Here is a 17217-nt window from a genome sequence, read left to right on the forward strand (position 1 = left end):
CGTTCACCGAACTCATATGGGGGTAACCATGACCGACTCTCCTGTCGCGCTCATCACCGGGGGCGGGAGCGGTATCGGCGCCGCGGTCGCGCGGCGGCTGCTCGACGCCGGGCAGCGGGTGACCGTCACCGGCCGCGGTGAGGAGCGGCTGCACGCCTTCGCCGAGGAACTCGGGCGCCCCGAGGGCCTGTTGACGATTCCCGGCGACGCGGCCGACTACGAGCACGTGGCGGCGGCGGTCGAGGCGACGCTGAAGGAGTTCGGGCGGCTCGACACCGTCGTCGCCAACGCCGGCTTCGCCACGCACGACACCGTCGCGGAGGGTGACCCGGCGGGGTGGCCCGAGATGGTGCTGACCAATGTGCTGGGTCCGGCGCTCCTCATCCGGGCCTCCATCGAGGCGCTGAAGGCGAGCAAGGGCCGGATCGTGCTGATCGGCAGCGTCGCCGGACACGTCTTCACGCCCGGCAACATCTACGGCGCGACCAAGTGGGCGGTGACCGGACTCGCCGAGAACACCAGGCGGCAGGTCACCGAACACGGCGTCGGCGTGACGCTGATCTCGCCCGGCCGCGTGGAGACCCCGTTCTGGGACGCCTACGGCAGCCTGCCGCCGGGCCATCTGCTCACCGCGGACCAGCTCGCCGAGTCGATCGTCTGGGCGATGGGGCAGCCGAGCGGTGTCGACGTGAACACCGTGGTCGTACGACCGGTCGGCCAGCCCGTCTGACCCGCCGCGCGAGCGCGAGGGGGAATCGCGCGACCGGCCGCGCACGGCACGCGATTCCCCCGACGCCTGGGCAGGGCAGGTCAGTTGTTCTGCAGGAACTTCTTCGCCAGCGAGTCACCCAGCGACACGGCCGCACTGTGACTCTCTATGGGGGACACCTGCGAGTTCTTGAAGAGGATGTAGGTCACGCCGGAGTCGGTGCCCCCGGTCTCCGGGTTCGGGTCGATCCCGAGTGCCTTCGCGGTGGCGTACGAGGCCTCGCCGATGATCTGCGTGGGGCCGGTGTCGCCGACGACCGCGTACTCGACCTTGTTGTTGTAGATGACGGCGACCACGCCGCCACCCTTGATGCCCGCGCTCGTGTACTTCCAGATGCTGCTGGAGCTGGGCACCACCACGTAGGGCAGCGAGTCCGCGCGCAGCGGCTTGCCGTCGGACTGGTGGAAGGCGGTGTCGTCCTGGAACCAGGGGTCGGTGTCGCCGTTGCACTTGGTGGTGACCTGGCCGTCGCAGTCGACGTCCATGTCGGCCTTCCAGAACACCGCGCCGTTCTTGCCGCAGACGGGGACGGTGGCCGAGGTCTCCTCGTCGGTCCGGTACTTGCCGTTCGATATCTGCGAGCAGGACGTCACTTTGGCGAGCAGGTCGGCCGCGCTGACCGAACCCTCCTGCGCCGATCGGGGGGTGGTGGTGCCGGAGGCACTGGCCGGGAGTGCCGCGGTGGCCAGGAGCGCGGCGCCCGCGGCCGCGGCGAGGGTCAGTGTTCGAGAACGCACTGTGGGGGACCCTTCTGTTAGGAAACTTTCCTTACCGGGTTGCCGTACAAGGTGGACCCGCTTGCATGACCGCGTCAACCCCTGCGGGGGACTTGGTCCGGTCCAAGCCGCCGGGGCTCAAAAAGCCCGGGGGAATCGGGGAGTTGGGAAGAACAGCGGCCCGGACGCACAGTGCGCGTCCGGGCCGGCAGGTGTTCCGGAACGGCTCAGCCCATGTCGAACGTCGCCGGGTTGGGACCCAGGCGGCGGTCCTCGTTGAGCGCGCTGATCGCGGCGATGTCCTCGGCGTCCAGGGAGAAGTCGAACACGTCGATGTTCTCCTCGATCCGGGCCGGGGTCACGGACTTCGGGATCACGATGTTGCCCAACTGGAGGTGCCAGCGCAACACGATCTGAGCCGGAGTGCGGCCGTGCTTCTGGGAGATGGCGACGATCGCCGGGACCTCCAGGAGGCCCCTGCCCTGGCCGAGCGGGGACCAGGCCTCGGTGGCGATGCCCTGCTCGGCGTGGTACTCGCGGGCCGCGTGCTGCTGGAGGTGCGGGTGCAGCTCGATCTGGTTGACCGCCGGGATGACGGACGTCGCCTCGATCAGCTTCTCCAGGTGCTCCGGAAGGAAGTTGGAGACACCGATGGCCTTCGCGCGGCCGTCCGCGTGAATCTTCTCGAAGGCCCGGTACGTGTCGACGTACGTGCCCCGGGACGGCAGTGGCCAGTGGATCAGATACAGGTCCACGTACTCCAGGCCGAGCTTCTCCAGGGACGTGTCGAAGGCGCGCAGCGTGGAGTCGTACCCCTGATCGCCGTTCCAGAGCTTGGTGGTGACGAAGAGGTCCTTGCGGGGGATGCCGGAGGCGGCGATGGCCTTGCCGGTGCCCTCTTCGTTGCCGTAGATCGCGGCGGTGTCGACGCTGCGGTACCCGGCCTCCAGCGCGGTGGCGACAGCCCGCTCCGCCTCGTCGTCCGGCACCTGCCAGACACCGAAGCCCAGCTGCGGCATCTCGACGCCGTTGTTCAGGATGATCGGGGGGACCTTGCTCACGAGCTCTCGATCCTTCAGTCGTCGGGTGGTACTCCCATGGTCAACGATCACGCGCCGTGATGCATTCCTGACCGGTGGATTCCCTGTGGATCCATGGTGGGGGCCGGGTGCCGGCGCCGCGCGTCGGCGGAGGTTGGCCGGAAAGGGGTCCCGGTCCCTCGGTCCGGACCATTGACCATAACCCGTCATCCCGCGACTCTGTACGCATCGCCGAACACGTCGGCGAACAACGTGCATGCATGTGAACGACCCTCGCATGCGTCCGGGCCCGGTCCGACGCGCACACCCCCCACCAGGACGAGGTGAGTCAGTCATGAGCACATCCAGAAGAACCCTGCTGGGCGCGGCGCTCGGCACCACGGCGGCGGCCGCGGCCGGCCTCCCCGCCGGCACCGCCCACGCCGCCTCCTGGCAGCTGAAGTGGTCCCCGTCGGCGAGCGCCGACGGCCTGGGCGCCTTCGAGACCGTCGAGGACGACCGCGCCGACTCGCACCCGGCAGGCCGGCCGCACATCCGGACGAGCGGCGACAACTGGCGGTTCACCATGCACACCGTCGACCGCGACACCTCCACGGACCGGCAGCGCCAGGAGGTCACCGGACTGCGCACGGGCGGCAGCAGCTACCTCAAGTGGCAGGAGGGCCAGACCTGGCGGGTCACGTACTCGATGTACATCCCGAGCTCGCTCAAGGCGACGACCACCTTCACCCACATCATGCAGATGAAGCAGCCCGGCAACGGGACCTCGCCCATCGTCGTCCAGTCCCTGCGACGCGTGAACGGCGTGCAGACCGTCGAGCTCAGACTGGCCGTCGCCGACGTCCTCGTCGGCAGGACCGACCTGGAGCCGCTCCAGAACCGGTGGATCGACGTCGACTTCCAGATCAAGGTCGGCAACGGCTCGGCGGGTTCCGTGCGCTGGATCCTCAAGAACGGCGCGACCACGGTCGTCGACGCGTCGAGGACGGGCGTCGACACCTTCCTCGCCGACCGGGTGCGGCCCAAGTGGGGCATCTACCGTTCCCTCGGCGACACCTCCGGATCCCTCCAGGACTGCTATCTGCTGCTCACGAACCTGCGCGGCTACCAACTGGTGTGAGTGCGCCGCTGCTTGCCCGCTCGCCGCGCACGCCTGACGACAACCGCCTTGCCAGGGCCGTCCGGTGACGGGAGGTCAGTGGGTGGTCGCGGTGCCTAGGTACGCGTCCCTGACCCTCGGGTCGGCGCGCACCTCGGCGGCCGTCCCTTCGGCGAGCACCCGTCCGAGATCGAGCACGACGACGCGGGAGCAGAGTTCCATGACGAAGCCGACGTCGTGCTCGACGAGGAGGACGGCCGCGCCCTCGTCCGCGAGCCGGCGGACCACCGACGCCAGAAGCCGCACGTCCGACACCGGCCGACCGGTGCCGTCCGCCGGACGCCCGCCGTCCGGCGGGCGGTCCTCCCCGCCGGCGGTCATCCCGCTGGTGGGTTCGTCCAGCAGCAGCACCCGGGGCGGCTCCACGACCGCACGCGCCAGCTCGACCATCCGGGCCCGGCCCACCGGGAGAGTGCCGGCGTACACCGTGCCGACGTCGTCGAGCCCGCACTCGTGCAGGACGGCCGCCGCGCGCTCCCGGCGGGCCTTCTCGTGTCTGCGGCGCGTCGGCGCCGCCAGCAGATCGGCCGCCAGACCGCCGCCCCCGCCGCGCCACTCCTGCGCCACCAGGAGGTTGTCGGCCACGGTGAGCCGGCCGAAGAGCTGCTGTCGCTGGAAGGTGCGGCGCACGCCGTGACGGGCCCGCCAGACGGGCGACCGGCGTGTGATGTCCGCGCCGTCGAGGAGGATGCGCCCCGCGTCGGGGCGGCGGATCCCGGACAGCGCGTCGAAGAGTGTGGTCTTCCCGGCGCCGTTGGGCCCGATGAGCCCGCAGATCTCGCCGGGCCGCAGGGTGAGGCCGACGTCGTCGACCGCGCGGACACCGCCGTAGCGGACGCCGATGCCCACCGCTTCGAGTACCGGGGCGTTCACGTCCGGGGCACCTCCTCGGCGTCGGCCCGGGGCGTCCTGCGGGCCCCCGGTGCGGCGGCCCCGAGGTAGGCCTCGGTGAGCCGGTCGGCCCGCACCTGGTCGCGCGGACCGCACCACGTCACCCGCCCCTGGCTCAGATGGGCGACCCTGTCGGCGACGTCGAGGACCTCGGTGGCCTTCTCCTCGACCAGCAGGACCGCGGTGCCCCGCTCCTTCAGTTCGGTCAGCAGCCGGAACACCTCGGCGACCAGGCGCGGGGCGAGTCCGAGCGACGGCTCGTCCGCGATCAGCACCTGCGGCGGATTCTGCAGCAGTGGTGCGAGGGCGAGCAGCTGCTGCTCACCGCCGGAGAGGGAACCGGCGCCGACGCCGCGGCGCGCGGCGAGGGCGGGGAAGCGCGTGTACACGGCCTCGCGTGCCTCCTTCGCCGGGAGGTGCAGCGCGAGGTTCTCCTCGACGGTGAGCGACGGGAAGATCCCGCGCCCCTCGGGCGCCAGCAGCACCCCGGCCCGCGACCGCCCGAGGGACCGCTCCCGCGTCACGTCGACCCCGGCCACGTACACCCGGCCGGTGAACGGCGTCAGGAGTCCGGCGGCGACGCCGCACGTGGTGCTCTTCCCGGCGCCGTTGGGGCCGAGCAGGACGAGGATCTCGCCGGGGCGCACCGCGAGGTCGACACCGTGCAGGACGGCGGCGCCCTCGTATCCGGCCCGGACGTCGCGCAGTTCGAGCACGGCACCGGGCGACGGGGGAGAGGCGGGCCCGGCCGGAGCGGACGGCGCCTCGGCCGTGCGCCTGCGGTGGAGTCGGGTGGACACGGCCGCCGCGTACCCGTCCGGGTCGTTGGCGAGCGCCAGACCCGCCAGACCGAACAGGACCACCGGCAGCTGCGCCGACTCGGTGACGTGGTCCGCCAGCAGATGCGGTACGACGACGTAGACGAGCCCGGCGACGACGGCGAACTGGGGGCGCCGGACGCCCGCCGCCACGACGACCGCGAGCCAGATCAGCCCGGTCATCGCGGTGAAATCGGTCGCCGTGACGCGGGTGCTGTACGACGCGTACAGCACTCCGCCGAACCCGGCGATCCCGGCCGACAGGGTGAACAGCAGGAGCTTGGTGCGGATCACCGACACGCCCGAGGCCATGGCCGCCGCGGGCGCCGAGCGCACGGCCAGCATCGCGCGCCCCGACGGCGAGTGCCGCAGTGCGCTGAGCCCGGCGACGGCCAGGGCGACGAGCACGGTCATCGCCACACCCATCGCCCGGTCGTCGCCGAGGTCCACCGGGCCGACGACCGGTCGGGGAACCGCCCACCCCGTGTCGCCGTTGCGCAGCAGGCCCGTCTGGAAGAGGACCTGGTCGGCGAGGAAGGCCAGCGCGAGCGTCGCGAGGGCGAGCGCACGTCCGCCGAGGCGCAGCGCGGGCAGGGCCACCAGGGCGCCGAGGACCGCGGCGGCACAGGTCCCCGCGGCGAGGGCCGCCGCGAACGGCCAACCGTGGCTCATCAGCAGGCCCGCCACGAGCGCCGCCCCGGTCACGAACGTGGCCTGCGCCAGGGACACCATCGCACCGAGCCCGGTCACCACCGTGAAGGACACGAACACCAGGGAGAGAGCCAGGCTTTGGGCGAGAAGGCCGCTCCAGAACGGGGTGGTGACCGTGTAGAAGGAGACGGCGAGCAGGATCCCGGCGACGGTCCACGGGCCCCAGCGCCGCGCCCACGAGCGGCCGGCGAGATAGTCGGCGGGCGGCGCGTCGGCGGCGGCGGTGCCCGCCGTCCGCTGCCGCCGGGTCAGCACCAGCAGCCCGGCGAAGAGGATCAGGAACGGGACGGCCGTGCGGAATCCCGTGATGCCGTCGGCGAAGGACGCGTATCCGGCGACCAGGTTCTGCAGAACGCCGAGGCCCAGGCCGCCCGCGAAGGCAAGCGGCACGGAGGCGAAGCGGCCGAGGACCGCGGCGGTGGCCGAGACGAAGAGGAAGAGAGTGAAGTCGTGGGCGGACAGGCCGAGAAGGGGGGTGGCGAGGACGCCGGCGAGTCCGGCGAGCGCGGAGGACAGCATCCACGCGACCGACGACAACCGGTCGGCGCTCATGCCGCGCAGTTCGACGAGCGAGCGGTTGTCCACCGTCGCGCGGAGCCGGAGGCCGAGCGAGGTGTGCCGCATGAGGACCCACAGGCCGACGGCGACCACCGCGGTCGTCACCCAGGTGATCAACTGATCGGAGTCGACGCCGACTCCGTCGACCGGCTGCCAGGACTTCGCGGGGCTGGGACCGACCCCGGGAAGCCCGAACTGGTTCTCCGCGGGCGCGACGGACACGCCCGCGTCCGCCAGGAGTTCGACGATCCACAGGCCGAGGGCGGGCAGAGCCACCAACAGTCCGATGGTGGCGACGATCTGGGCGGTCTCGCCGGCCCGGGCCAGCTTGCGGAACATCAGCCGGTCCAGGCCCCAGCCCAGCGCTGGGGCGAGGAGGCACACCAGCAGCAGGGCCGTGGGCACGGCCGGCCAGCCGAGGCCGGAGTGCAGTTCGTGGAAGGTGAGCGCACACAGGTACGCCGTGGCGCCGTGCGCGAAGTTGAACAGCCCCGAAGCCGAGTACGACAGGACGAGTCCCGTGGCCAGCAGTGCGTAGAGCGCGCCGGAGACCAGCCCGCTCAGGACGAACCCCAGCAGGTCCGACATTCCCAGCCCCCTTCGGTGTCGGCTACTTGAAGGGGATGGGTGTGTAGCACTTGAAGGGCGCCGACACGACGTACCGGCCGTCCTTCAGCTGGACCAGGGCCCCGCAGCCGAACGACTCCTTGCGGCCCCTGGGTTCGGCCCGGTCGCCGACCATGGTGCCGGTGTCGGAGAAGGAGTTCGCGGCCTTCTGGAAGGAGGCCACCGTCAGGTTCTTGCCCGCCTTCTCGGCGATGGCCAGGAAGAGGTCGGCCGACATGTAGCCGGTCATCATGTGCATGTTGAGAGGAACGTCCTTGCCCGCCGCCTTCTTGATGTCCTGTTTGAACTGTGCCATCGCCGGGGTGTCCTGTTCGAACGGCTGGAAGGACAGCAGGATGTGCACCCCGTCGAGCGCCTTCTTCGTGGCGCTCTTGGCGAGCAGGGCGGGGTCGTAGTCCGTCGGATCGGTGAGCACCCCGTCGTACCCGGTCCGTTTGAGAGCCGTGAACAGGCCGATGTTGTACGGAGTCTGCATCACGGAGACCACCGCGTCCGGGGCCTTGCCGCCGTCGCTGCGCAGGATCTCCTTCGTGTACGCCGACCAGTCGCTCGGTACGGCTCCGGCGGGCACGGACGACTTGGCGAAGGTGACCTCGTAGCCGGCCGACGCGAAACTCTGCCGGTAGGTGCGGATGGCGAAGGTGCCGGCGTCGCTGTCGTTGGCCAGGATCGCCACCGACCTGCCCCGCGCGCCGCCCGTGACCTGCTTGAGCCCCTCCGGCCAGGTCTGCGAGATGGTGCCGCCGGGCATCGGCACCATGCAGCCGCCGAAACCGTAGATGTACGTCGGCCCGCAGAAGGAGGGCAGGGTGCCCCAGCCGAAGGTGGGGACCTTCTCCTTCTGCAGGAAGTCCGCTCCGGAGAAGGTCGTCGAACTCATCGGAGCGATGGCGAACACCTTGTCCTGCTGGACGAGTTTGCGTGCCGCGGCGAGGTTCTTGGCCGGGTCCTGTCCGTCGTCCTCGGCCCCGAGGTAGTCGATGGTGCGGCCGTTGACTCCGCCCTCGGAGTTCGCGCGGTCGAAGCGGGCCTTGGCCCCGAGATCGGTGTCCTTCTTCGAGTACCCGGTGGCGGTCGTCATCGAGACGATCCCGCCGACCTTGACGGAGTCCGCGGTCACCCCGCGGACGGAGCCGCCCGCCTTGTCCGAACTCCCGCCGCCGACGGCCGAGTTGCAGGCGGTGGCGAGCAGCAGTGCGGCCACGGCGACGGTCATGGTGCGGATCGGTCGCGACACGGTCGGTCCCCCTCCTGAGAATGACCGAAAGTGTCCGTGGAATCTGACGGAGCGTCAATATCTGACGCATCGATAAATGACGAACCATCAGAAAGCAAAGGGTGTGGGCCCCGGGCGCCCTCCTGGGCGCGGGCGCGCAGGGGCCCAGGCCTCGCCGGAACGAGGTCGCGGCCCACCGGGGTGACCGGTCTGTGCCTGGTGCAGGGCCTCTCTACGCCTGGTACAGGGCCTCGACCTCGGTCGAGTACGCCTTCTCGATCGCCTTCCGCTTCAGCTTCAGCGACGGCGTCAGCAGCCCGTGCTCCTCGGTGAACTGGTGGGCCAGTATCCGGAACGTCCGGATCGACTCCGCCTGGGAGACCAGCGTGTTCGCGGCGACCACCGCGCGCCGCACTTCGGTCTCCAGGTCGGGATCGCGCACCAGCTCGGCGGGCGACAACTGCGGCTTTCCGCGCATCCCGAGCCAGTGCTCGACGGCCTCGGAGTCGAGGGTGACCAGCGCGGCGATGTAGGGCTTGTCGTTGCCGACGACGATGCACTGCGCGACCAGCGGGTGGTCGCGCACCCGCTCCTCCAGGATCCCCGGCGAGACGCTCTTGCCGCCGGAGGTCACCAGGATCTCCTTCTTGCGCCCGGTGATGGTGAGGTAGCCGTCCTCGTCGAGCGAGCCCAGGTCGCCGGTGGCGAGCCAGCCGTCGTGCAGGGTGGCGTCGGTGGCCTTGGGGTCGTTCAGGTACCCCTGGAAGACGTTGCCGCCGTGCAGCCAGATCTCGCCGTCGTCGGCGATGTGCACCGTCGTGCCGGGGATCGCCTGCCCGACGGTGCCGAACCGGGTGCGCTCCGGCGGGTTGGCCGTCGCGGCGGCCGTGGACTCGGTGAGCCCGTACCCCTCGTAGATGAACACGCCGGCACCCGCGAAGAACAGTCCGAGCCGCCGGTCCATCGCCGAGCCGCCCGACATGGCGTGCTTGACCCGCCCGCCCATCGCGGCCCGCACCTTGGAGTAGACGAGCTTGTCGAAGAGCTGGTGCTGCATCCGCAGACTCGCGGACGGGCCGGGGCCGATGCCCCACGCCTTCGCCTCCGTCGCGTCGGCGTAGCGCACGGCGACCTCGACGGCCTTCTCGAACGGCCCCGACTTGCCTTCCTTCTCGGCCTTGCGGCGGGCGGCGTTGAAGACCTTCTCGAAGATGTACGGGACGGCGAGGAAGAACGTCGGCCGGAAGGCGGCCAGGTCGGGCAGCAGGGCGGCCGCGTTCAGCTGCGGCTGATGGCCGAACTTGACCTTCCCGCGGAACGCGGCGACCTGCACCATGCGCCCGAAGACGTGCGCGAGCGGCAGGAACAGCAGGGTGGCCGCCTGGTCGCCGCGCTTGGAGTGGAAGACGGGCTCCCAGCGTTCGATGACCGTGTCCGCCTCGAACATGAAGTTCGAGTGGGACAGGACGCAGCCCTTGGGGCGCCCGGTGGTGCCCGAGGTGTAGATGATCGTTGCGATCGACTCCGGTGTGACCGCCCGGCGGTGCCGGTGGACCACCTCGTCGTCGATGTGCGCGCCCGCCTCGTACAGCTCCTGGACCGCACCCACGTCGAGCTGCCAGAGCTGGTGCAGCTGTGGGAGCCGGTCCACGACCGTGGCGACGGTCATCGCGTGGTCCTCGTGCTCCACCATGATCGCCGACACCTGGGCGTCGTGCAGCATCCAGAAGACCTGCTCGGCGGAGGAGGTGGGGTAGACGGGCACGACCTGGGCGCCGATCGTCCACAGCGCGAAGTCGAAGAGCGTCCACTCGTACCGGGTGCGGCACATGATCGCGACCCGGTCGCCGAAGCGGATGCCGTGGGCCAGCAGACCCTTGGCGAGCGCGAGCACCTCGTCACGGAACTCGGCGGACGTGACGTCACGCCACTGACCCTGGTCGTCCTTGCGTCCGAGTGCGACGTGGAGGGGGTCTTCCTGGGCATGGTCGAAGACGACGTCGGCCAGGCCGCCCACCGGCGGCGCCGACGCCAATGGGGGGTTGGTGAACTCGCGCAATCCCGCTCCTCGTGGCGCTCCGCACAGCGCCGTGAAAGCTACCCCACCCGGCCGCCGGGCGGGAGAGGGGTCGAACCACCGGTCGTCGCGGCGAATGCACAGGTCAGCCGCGGAAATGCCCTCACAAGGGGAAGGGCCGGACAGAATCCCTTACGGTTCCGTAAGTTTCTGGCCCGCAATCTCCACGGAATCTGTACGACCCGATTACGGTGGACGGCATCTTGTAAACCGGATGTGGAGCATCCGATTCCGCAGGGGCGAGGCCTCGACGGATCCTCTGCCCGAAGATCCGGAATCCATTCCTCCACCCCGTGCGACCTGCCCCTCCGCTTCAGCGCGGCCCGGGACCGGCTGTCCGTGCCGGCGTGCGTCCGTGCGGAGCCGGGCTGGTCGTGCGGCCGCGCGGGGCCGATCGGGTCGTGCGGCCGCGCGTTTGGGGCAGCCGGGCCGGTTCGAGCGCCATGCGTCCGGCGCGGTCCGGCGCGGTCCGGCGGGTTCGTGTCGAGTGTGTCCGGCGCGGTCCGGCGGGTTCGTGTCGAGTGTGTCCGGCGCGGTCCGGCCGGTTCGTGCCGCGTACGTCCGGGCGGGCCCCGTCGTTGCCGTGCGGGCAGCGGGCAGCGGGCAGCGGGCAGCGGGCAGCGGGCAGCGGGCAGCGGGCAGCGGGCAGCGGGCAGCGGGCAGCGGGCTGTGCGCCTTGCGGGGGAAGGGGCGGCCGTCGATCGCGGGACGGGGGCGGTTTCCGGGGCGATCGCCCCGGAAACCGCCCCCGTCCCGGCCGGGTGACACCGCGCGGCGCCGTCACCGCACCGCCCGTGTCACCCGCGCGGTGCAGCCACCGTCTCGCCCGGTGCCTCGACCGGGCTCGCCACGGGGCGCGGTGTCCGCACCAGCACCAGTACCAGCGCCCCGGCGGCCATTCCCGTCACTCCCGCGGCCATCGACGCCGTGTCGAGTCCGGAGGCGAACGCCGCCCGCAGCGTGTGCTCGGGGAACGCGCCGCGCAGGGCTCCCGCGCCGCCGCCCGCGAGCGTGTGCGCCGCGTCGTGCGGCAGCGTGTCCCGCATCCGGGACGTCAGGACCGTGCCGAAGACCGCGACGCCGAGGGCGTAGCCGAGCTGCCGGACCGTGTTGACCGCGCCGCCCGCCATGCCCGCCCGCTCGGGCGGGACCGCCGCGAGCGCCGCGCCGGCGATCGCGGGGGAGACGAAGCCGGTGCCGGTGCCCACCAGCACCAGGCCCGGCACCAGTGCCGTCCACCCGCTGCCCGCGTCCAGGACGGCCTGGCAGATCGCGCCCGAGCCGATCAGCAGCAGCCCGCCGCCGATCGTCAGCCGGGCCGGAACCCCGTGCAGCAGCTTGCCGGCGAGGATCGCGACCACCACGGACGCGCCCGTCATGGGCAGCAGCGTGAGCCCGCCGCGCACCGGGCTCATGCCGAGCACCGTCTGCATCCAGATCGACAGGTACGGGACGACCCCGAACGCCACCCCGTTGAAGGCGAGCGCGCCCGCCATCACCCCCACGAACGAGGGCTTGCGCAGCAGGGACAGGTCGAGCAGCGGGTGAGCGGCTCGCTGCTCGACGAGGACGAACCCGACGGCGGCCAGCGCCGCGACGGTGAACGAACCCGTGGTGACCGCCGACGTCCAGCCGTCGGAACCGGCCCGCACCACCCCGTACGTCGTCGCTCCGGCGAAGCACGCGAACGCCGCCGTGCCCGCCCAGTCGATGCGCATCCCGCGCGGACCGCGCGACTCCGGCACCACGCGCAGGGTCAGCCACACCGACGCCACGCTGACCGGCAGGTTCACGAAGAAGATCCAGCGCCAGCCGGGCCCCTCGGTGAGCAGACCGCCCAGTACCGGCCCGACCGCCGCGGCGCCGCCGCTGACCGCGCCCCACACGCCGAGCGCCGCCGACCGCTGCCGCCCCTGGTAGACGGAACCGAGCAGCGGCAGCGTCGTCGCGAACATCGCCGCCGCGCCCACACCCTGCAGACCGCGCGCGGCCACCAGCATCCCCGGCCCCGACGCCAGCCCGCACAGCAGCGACGCCACCGCGAACAGCGCGACGCCCGCCACGTGCACACGGCGCCTTCCGAGGATGTCGGCCGCCGCCCCGACCCCCAGCAGCAGCGCGGCGAGTGCGAGCGCGTACCCGTCGATCACCCATTGCAGATCGCTCAGCGACGCGTCCAGCGCCCGCGCCATGTCCGGCAGCGCGACGACGGCGATCGTCACGTCCAGCAGCAACATGAACGTGCCCAGGCATATCGCCGTGAGCGGCCCCCATGTACGCATGTCCTCAACTCCTCGTGCCACGGATGCGTATGCCTCCGTACGATGAGCTCCGGACGGATGATCGCGGTCGCCGCGGGCATCGGATCGACGGAATCCGACAGAGGAAGGTCCCGCAGAGATGGAATCCCACGCCGGTGACGAGCTCGACCTGCGGCTGCTCGCCGCGCTGGAGGTCAACGGCCGGGCGCCGTTCAGCCGCATCGCCGAGGTGCTCGGCGTCTCCGACCAGACCGTCGCACGGCGCTACCGCAGGCTGTGCGCGGAGGCCGGGCTGCGCGTCGTCGCCGTCCGCGACGCCCAGCGGCTCGGCCAGGACCACTGGATGCTGCGGCTGCGCTGCGCCCCCGACAGCGCGCACGCCATCGCCGACGCGCTGGCCAAGCGCCCCGACACGGCGTGGATCGGGCTCGCCTCGGGTGGCACCGAGGTCGTCTGCATGACGCGTCCGCGCAGCCCCGGTGACCACGACGACCTGCTGCTCGGGAAGCTGCCGCGCACCCCGAGCATCATGGAGATCCGCGCCCACCAACTGCTCCACCGCTTCTTCGGCGGCCCCAACGGCTGGCTCGGCAAGTTCGCCGTACTGGCGGACGACCAGATCGCCGCGCTGCGCCGCGACGTGCCCGAGGCCGACGGCACGGCCGGCACCGTCGTGATCGACCCCGAGGACGAGCCGCTGGTCGCCGCCCTGGAGCGGGACGGGCGCGCGACCTACCCCGAACTCCAGCGGGCCACCGGCCGCTCGGAGTCCGCGGTCAAGCGCCGCCTGGCCGGACTGCTCGCCTCCGGCGCCGTGTACATCGACATCGAGTACCACTCCGAGCTGCTCGGCCACCCCCTCGCCGCCTGCCTGTGGATCACGGCGGCCCCCGCGGCCCTGCAGTCCGTCGGTGAGGCCCTCGCCGCCCACGACGAGGTCGCCTTCGCCTCCGCGACCGCGGGGCCCTCCAACATCGTCGTCACCGCCGTCACCCGCGACACGGCCGGCCTCTACGGCTATCTCAGCGAGGGCATCGGCCGTCTCGAAGGCGTCCAGCACGTCGAGACGACGCCGTTCCTGCGCCGGGTCAAGCAGCTCACCTACGCGAAGGCGCCCTGACCGCGGCCGGGCGGCCGTGTCACACGCGCCGCCCGCGGTGCAGCCGGTCGCCGCCGGCCAGGATCGCCGCCGCCAGCGCGTCCGCGGCGCCCTGCGCGGACGTGCGCCGCCGCCCGTGCACCAGCACGAAGTCGACCTCGCCGAGCTCCGGCAGCCCCGCCCGTTCCGGTACGCGGACCAGGCCCGGCGGGATCAGCCCCCGGGAGTGCGCCATCACGCCGAGACCCGCCCGGGCCGCCGCGATCAGGCCGTTGAGGCTGCCGCTGGTGCAGGCGATGCGCCAGGGGCGGCCCTGGCGCTCCAGGGCCTCCAGGGCGAGCGCGCGGGTGATGCCCGGCGGCGGGTAGACGATCAGGGGGACGGGTCGGTCGGGGTCCAGGCGCAGCCGCTCGGCGCCGATCCACACCAGTCCGTCGTGCCAGACGAGTTCGCCGCGTGGGTCCTCGGGCCGCCGCTTCGCCAGCACCAGGTCGAGCTTGCCCGCGGCGAGCTGCTCGTGGAGCGTGCCCGACAGTTCGACCGTCAGCTCCAGGTCCACCTCGGGATGGTCGTACCGGAAGCCCTCCAGGATCTCCGGGAGCCGGGTGAGGACGAAGTCCTCGGAGGCGCCGAACCGCAGCCTGCCGCGCAACCGCGTCCCGGTGAAGAACGCCGTGGCCTGCTCGTGCACGGCCAGGATCCGGCGGGCGAAGCCGAGCATCGCCTCGCCGTCCTCCGTGAGCTCCACGGAGTGCGTGTCGCGGGAGAACAACTGGCGTCCGGCGGCGTCTTCCAGGCGGCGCACGTGCTGGCTGACCGTGGACTGCCGCAGCCCGAGCCGGCGGGCGGCCTGCGTGAAGCTGAGCGTCTGGGCCACCGCCAGGAACGTACGCAGCTGGGAAGGGTCGTACACGGGGACACGTTATCGCGAATCGTGATGACAGTCAGAACGGTATGACGGATTCCCGATCGCGGTCCGGGAGAGGACGATGGAGAGGGCACGACCCGACCTCGTGCGACCGACACGACCTACGTACAGAACCGAGCAGTGGAGCACCGTGAAACGCCTGAAGTGGCCGAGCCGGCTGCCGATCGACCCGTACATCCTGCTGTTGCTGGGGACGGTGGGCCTCGCGGCCCTCTTCCCCGCGCGGGGTACGGCCGCCGACGTCGCGTCGGGCGCGTCCACGGCCGCCATCGCCTTCCTCTTCTTCCTCTACGGGGCGCGTCTGTCGACCCGTGAGGCGCTGGAGGGGCTCAAGCACTGGCGGCTCCACGGCACGGTGCTGGCCTGCACCTTCGTCGTCTTCCCACTGCTCGGCCTGGCCGCCCGCGGGCTGGAGCCGGTGTTCCTGACGCACGACCTCTACACCGGACTGCTCTTCCTCACCCTGGTGCCGTCGACCATCCAGTCGTCGATCGCGTTCACCTCCATCGCGCGCGGCAACGTGCCCGCCGCGATCTGCGCGGGCTCCTTCTCCTCGCTGGCGGGCATCGTCATCACCCCGCTGCTCGCCGCGGCCCTGCTCGGCAACAGCGGCGGCGGTTTCTCCACCGACTCGCTCGTCAAGATCGTGCTGCAACTGCTGGTGCCGTTCCTCGCGGGCCAGGTGCTGCGCCGCTGGATCGGCGGGTTCATCACCCGGCACAAGAAGGTGCTCGGCTACGTCGACCGCGGATCCATCCTGCTCGTCGTCTACACCGCGTTCAGCGAGGGCATGGTGCAGGGCATCTGGCACCAGGTGAGCCCCGTGCGGCTGGCGGGACTGCTGCTCGTCGAGGCCGTACTGCTCGCCGTGATGCTCACGCTCACCTGGTACGGCACGAAGGCGCTCCGCTTCGGCCGGGAGGACCGGATCGCGATCCAGTTCGCCGGGTCGAAGAAGTCACTCGCCTCCGGACTCCCCATGGCCGGTGTGCTCTTCGGCGCGCACGCCTCGCTGGCCGTGCTGCCGCTGATGCTCTTCCATCAGATGCAGCTCATGGTGTGCGCGGTGATCGCCAAACGCCGGGCCCGCGACCCCGAGGCCGCTACGACCCCGCGCCGGTCAGCCGCAGCGTCACGAATCGCGGTCGGTACAGGGACACGTTCCGGCTGATGTTCGTCTGCGCGGTGGCGCCCGCCGAGGTCAGCCAGTTCACGTCGTAGCTGAGCACGATCCGGTCGCCGTCGCCCAGCTCCGGATGGACCTGCGGGTTGTACGCGGCCACGTCGCCGCGGGGGAGCGCGGGGCTGAAGCCCCGGACGGGCCCGTGCCAGGGGCCGGTCGGCGAACACGCCCAGTACGACGTGATCGTCGTCAGCCCCGCGGTGCCCGCCGCCATGGTGAACAGGACGTACGTGCCGCCCTCGCGCAGCACCGTGAACGCACTGCCCACCCCCGTGCGCCGCCCGTCCCCGAGGACCGGCGCAGGGTGCCCCCGCACCGTCCAGGCCGAGCCGTCCCAGTACTCCCAGGCGCCCGGCTCCGCGAGCCGGCCGTGCGGCACCCGGGCGACGTAGGCCCGCGACACCGGGCGTGCGGCGGCCTGCCCGTCGTCGCCGCCGAAGACGTACGTCCACTCGCCCGCGTCGACGGCCGAGGTGCCGAACAGCACCCGTCGGGAGGCGTCGGCGACGGCACGCTGGTCCAGGACGGTGGTGATGCCTTCGAGGCGCAGATCCGGCAGCGAGAGCGTGGCGACCTCGGTGGCGGTCGGCACGCCGTAGATCCAGGGCGCCTGACCGGCCGTGCGGGTCCACAGCAGGACGCGGACGACCTGGTCCGCGGAGCCGGGGGAGCGGGGCTCGACACGGGCGGCGACCGGCCAGCGCCACTGCTGCGGCGCCGGGTCGGGGAAGACCGGGGCCGGCAGCGTCGTCCGCAGCCGTCCGTCGCGGGACATCACGACGGCGGAGTTGCGTACGAGCGGAGTGTTCGTGTCGCGCCAGGCGTACGACTCGCCGACGGGGTTCGGCGGTCCGTGCACCTGGCCGAGGTAGGTGTCCGAGAAGAGCCACAGCACCCGCCCGTCGGGCAGCCGCACCGAATGGGTGCCGTCGCCGCCGGTCCAGTCGTCGGTGCGCGTGGGGTCGTCCCCGTACCGGGCGAACTCGCCCGTGAGCGCGGCGGCCGCGTTCCAGGACCGCGGTGTGCGGGGCGCGCACGTGCCGCCGCCCTCCCGGTCGCGGTCCGGGAGGGCGGTGAGCAGCACGGCCGTGCAGACCAGGGCCAGCAGGAGGCCGGCCCCGGTCGCGTTCCGCCGTCGTGCTCGTGCGTCGTCGGGCACGGACG

13 protein-coding genes are annotated in these 17217 nt (G+C 71.9%); 4 read left to right on the forward strand and 9 right to left on the reverse strand.

Going from position 1 to position 17217, the window contains the following annotated elements:
* Nucleotides 1-28: 28 nt before the first annotated feature.
* Nucleotides 29-730 (forward strand): SDR family oxidoreductase, encoded by a 702-nt coding sequence (locus tag BKI49_RS31310; protein ID WP_095937663.1) that lies wholly within the window; start codon nucleotides 29-31, stop codon nucleotides 728-730.
* Between the two features lie 80 nt (nucleotides 731-810).
* Here BKI49_RS31310 and BKI49_RS31315 read toward each other — a convergent pair whose 3' ends face one another.
* Both BKI49_RS31315 and BKI49_RS31320 read right to left on the reverse strand, forming a co-directional pair.
* Nucleotides 811-1506: a glycoside hydrolase family 75 protein gene (locus BKI49_RS31315; RefSeq protein WP_095937664.1), complete on the reverse strand. Its 696-nt coding sequence runs from the start codon at nucleotides 1504-1506 to the stop codon at nucleotides 811-813.
* A gap of 206 nt (nucleotides 1507-1712) precedes the next feature.
* Nucleotides 1713-2504 (reverse strand): aldo/keto reductase, encoded by a 792-nt coding sequence (locus tag BKI49_RS31320; protein ID WP_095937699.1) that lies wholly within the window; start codon nucleotides 2502-2504, stop codon nucleotides 1713-1715.
* Between the two features lie 355 nt (nucleotides 2505-2859).
* Here BKI49_RS31320 and BKI49_RS31325 point away from each other — a divergent pair, with 355 nt between their 5' ends.
* On the forward strand, nucleotides 2860-3645 hold the full coding sequence (locus BKI49_RS31325) for a heparin lyase I family protein (RefSeq protein WP_095937665.1): 786 nt from the start codon (nucleotides 2860-2862) through the stop codon (nucleotides 3643-3645).
* A 75-nt stretch (nucleotides 3646-3720) separates the two neighbouring features.
* Here BKI49_RS31325 and BKI49_RS31330 read toward each other — a convergent pair whose 3' ends face one another.
* The 5 genes from BKI49_RS31330 to BKI49_RS31350 form a co-directional block, all read right to left on the reverse strand.
* Complete coding sequence (locus tag BKI49_RS31330) at nucleotides 3721-4557, reverse strand: ABC transporter ATP-binding protein (RefSeq protein WP_095937666.1); 837 nt, start codon at nucleotides 4555-4557, stop codon at nucleotides 3721-3723.
* A complete protein-coding gene (locus BKI49_RS31335; RefSeq protein WP_095937667.1) occupies nucleotides 4554-7250 on the reverse strand; it encodes an ABC transporter permease subunit in 2697 nt (898 codons plus the stop codon). Before BKI49_RS31335 ends, BKI49_RS31330 begins: the two co-directional genes overlap by 4 nt.
* 22 nt (nucleotides 7251-7272) lie before the next feature.
* Complete coding sequence (locus BKI49_RS31340) at nucleotides 7273-8526, reverse strand: ABC transporter substrate-binding protein (protein WP_095937668.1); 1254 nt, start codon at nucleotides 8524-8526, stop codon at nucleotides 7273-7275.
* A 211-nt stretch (nucleotides 8527-8737) separates the two neighbouring features.
* A complete protein-coding gene (locus BKI49_RS31345; RefSeq protein WP_095937669.1) occupies nucleotides 8738-10564 on the reverse strand; it encodes an AMP-dependent synthetase/ligase in 1827 nt (608 codons plus the stop codon).
* Between the two features lie 815 nt (nucleotides 10565-11379).
* Nucleotides 11380-12864 (reverse strand): MFS transporter, encoded by a 1485-nt coding sequence (locus tag BKI49_RS31350; RefSeq protein WP_095937670.1) that lies wholly within the window; start codon nucleotides 12862-12864, stop codon nucleotides 11380-11382.
* A 118-nt stretch (nucleotides 12865-12982) separates the two neighbouring features.
* On the opposite strand from BKI49_RS31350, the gene BKI49_RS31355 reads away from it, so the two are divergent.
* Nucleotides 12983-13963 (forward strand): Lrp/AsnC family transcriptional regulator, encoded by a 981-nt coding sequence (locus BKI49_RS31355; protein WP_095937671.1) that lies wholly within the window; start codon nucleotides 12983-12985, stop codon nucleotides 13961-13963.
* A gap of 19 nt (nucleotides 13964-13982) precedes the next feature.
* Here BKI49_RS31355 and BKI49_RS31360 read toward each other — a convergent pair whose 3' ends face one another.
* On the reverse strand, nucleotides 13983-14855 hold the full coding sequence (locus BKI49_RS31360) for a LysR substrate-binding domain-containing protein (protein WP_028801803.1): 873 nt from the start codon (nucleotides 14853-14855) through the stop codon (nucleotides 13983-13985).
* A 145-nt stretch (nucleotides 14856-15000) separates the two neighbouring features.
* Here BKI49_RS31360 and BKI49_RS31365 point away from each other — a divergent pair, with 145 nt between their 5' ends.
* On the forward strand, nucleotides 15001-16041 hold the full coding sequence (locus BKI49_RS31365) for a bile acid:sodium symporter family protein (protein WP_095937672.1): 1041 nt from the start codon (nucleotides 15001-15003) through the stop codon (nucleotides 16039-16041).
* On the opposite strand, the gene BKI49_RS31370 is transcribed toward BKI49_RS31365, so the two are convergent.
* Nucleotides 15974-17212, reverse strand: a complete 1239-nt coding sequence (locus tag BKI49_RS31370; RefSeq protein WP_095937673.1) for a DUF4185 domain-containing protein — start codon at nucleotides 17210-17212, stop codon at nucleotides 15974-15976. The genes BKI49_RS31365 and BKI49_RS31370 overlap by 68 nt on opposite strands.
* Between the last annotated feature and the right edge of the window lie 5 nt (nucleotides 17213-17217).

Origin of the sequence: Streptomyces sp. Tue6028 (assembly GCF_002300165.1) — a bacterium.
GTDB classification, from domain to species: Bacteria; Actinomycetota; Actinomycetes; order Streptomycetales; family Streptomycetaceae; genus Streptomyces; species Streptomyces siamensis.

Excerpts from the sequence above, each read along its gene's own strand:
- BKI49_RS31310 (WP_095937663.1), top strand. The coding sequence starts at position 29 with ATGACCGACTCTCCTGTCGCGCTCATCACCGGGGGCGGGAGCGGTATC.
- BKI49_RS31320 (WP_095937699.1), bottom strand. The coding sequence starts at position 2,504 with ATGCCGCAGCTGGGCTTCGGTGTCTGGCAGGTGCCGGACGACGAGGCG.
- BKI49_RS31325 (WP_095937665.1), top strand. The coding sequence starts at position 2,860 with ATGAGCACATCCAGAAGAACCCTGCTGGGCGCGGCGCTCGGCACCACG.
- BKI49_RS31335 (WP_095937667.1), bottom strand. The coding sequence starts at position 7,250 with ATGTCGGACCTGCTGGGGTTCGTCCTGAGCGGGCTGGTCTCCGGCGCG.
- BKI49_RS31350 (WP_095937670.1), bottom strand. The coding sequence starts at position 12,864 with ATGCGTACATGGGGGCCGCTCACGGCGATATGCCTGGGCACGTTCATG.
- BKI49_RS31355 (WP_095937671.1), top strand. The coding sequence starts at position 12,983 with ATGGAATCCCACGCCGGTGACGAGCTCGACCTGCGGCTGCTCGCCGCG.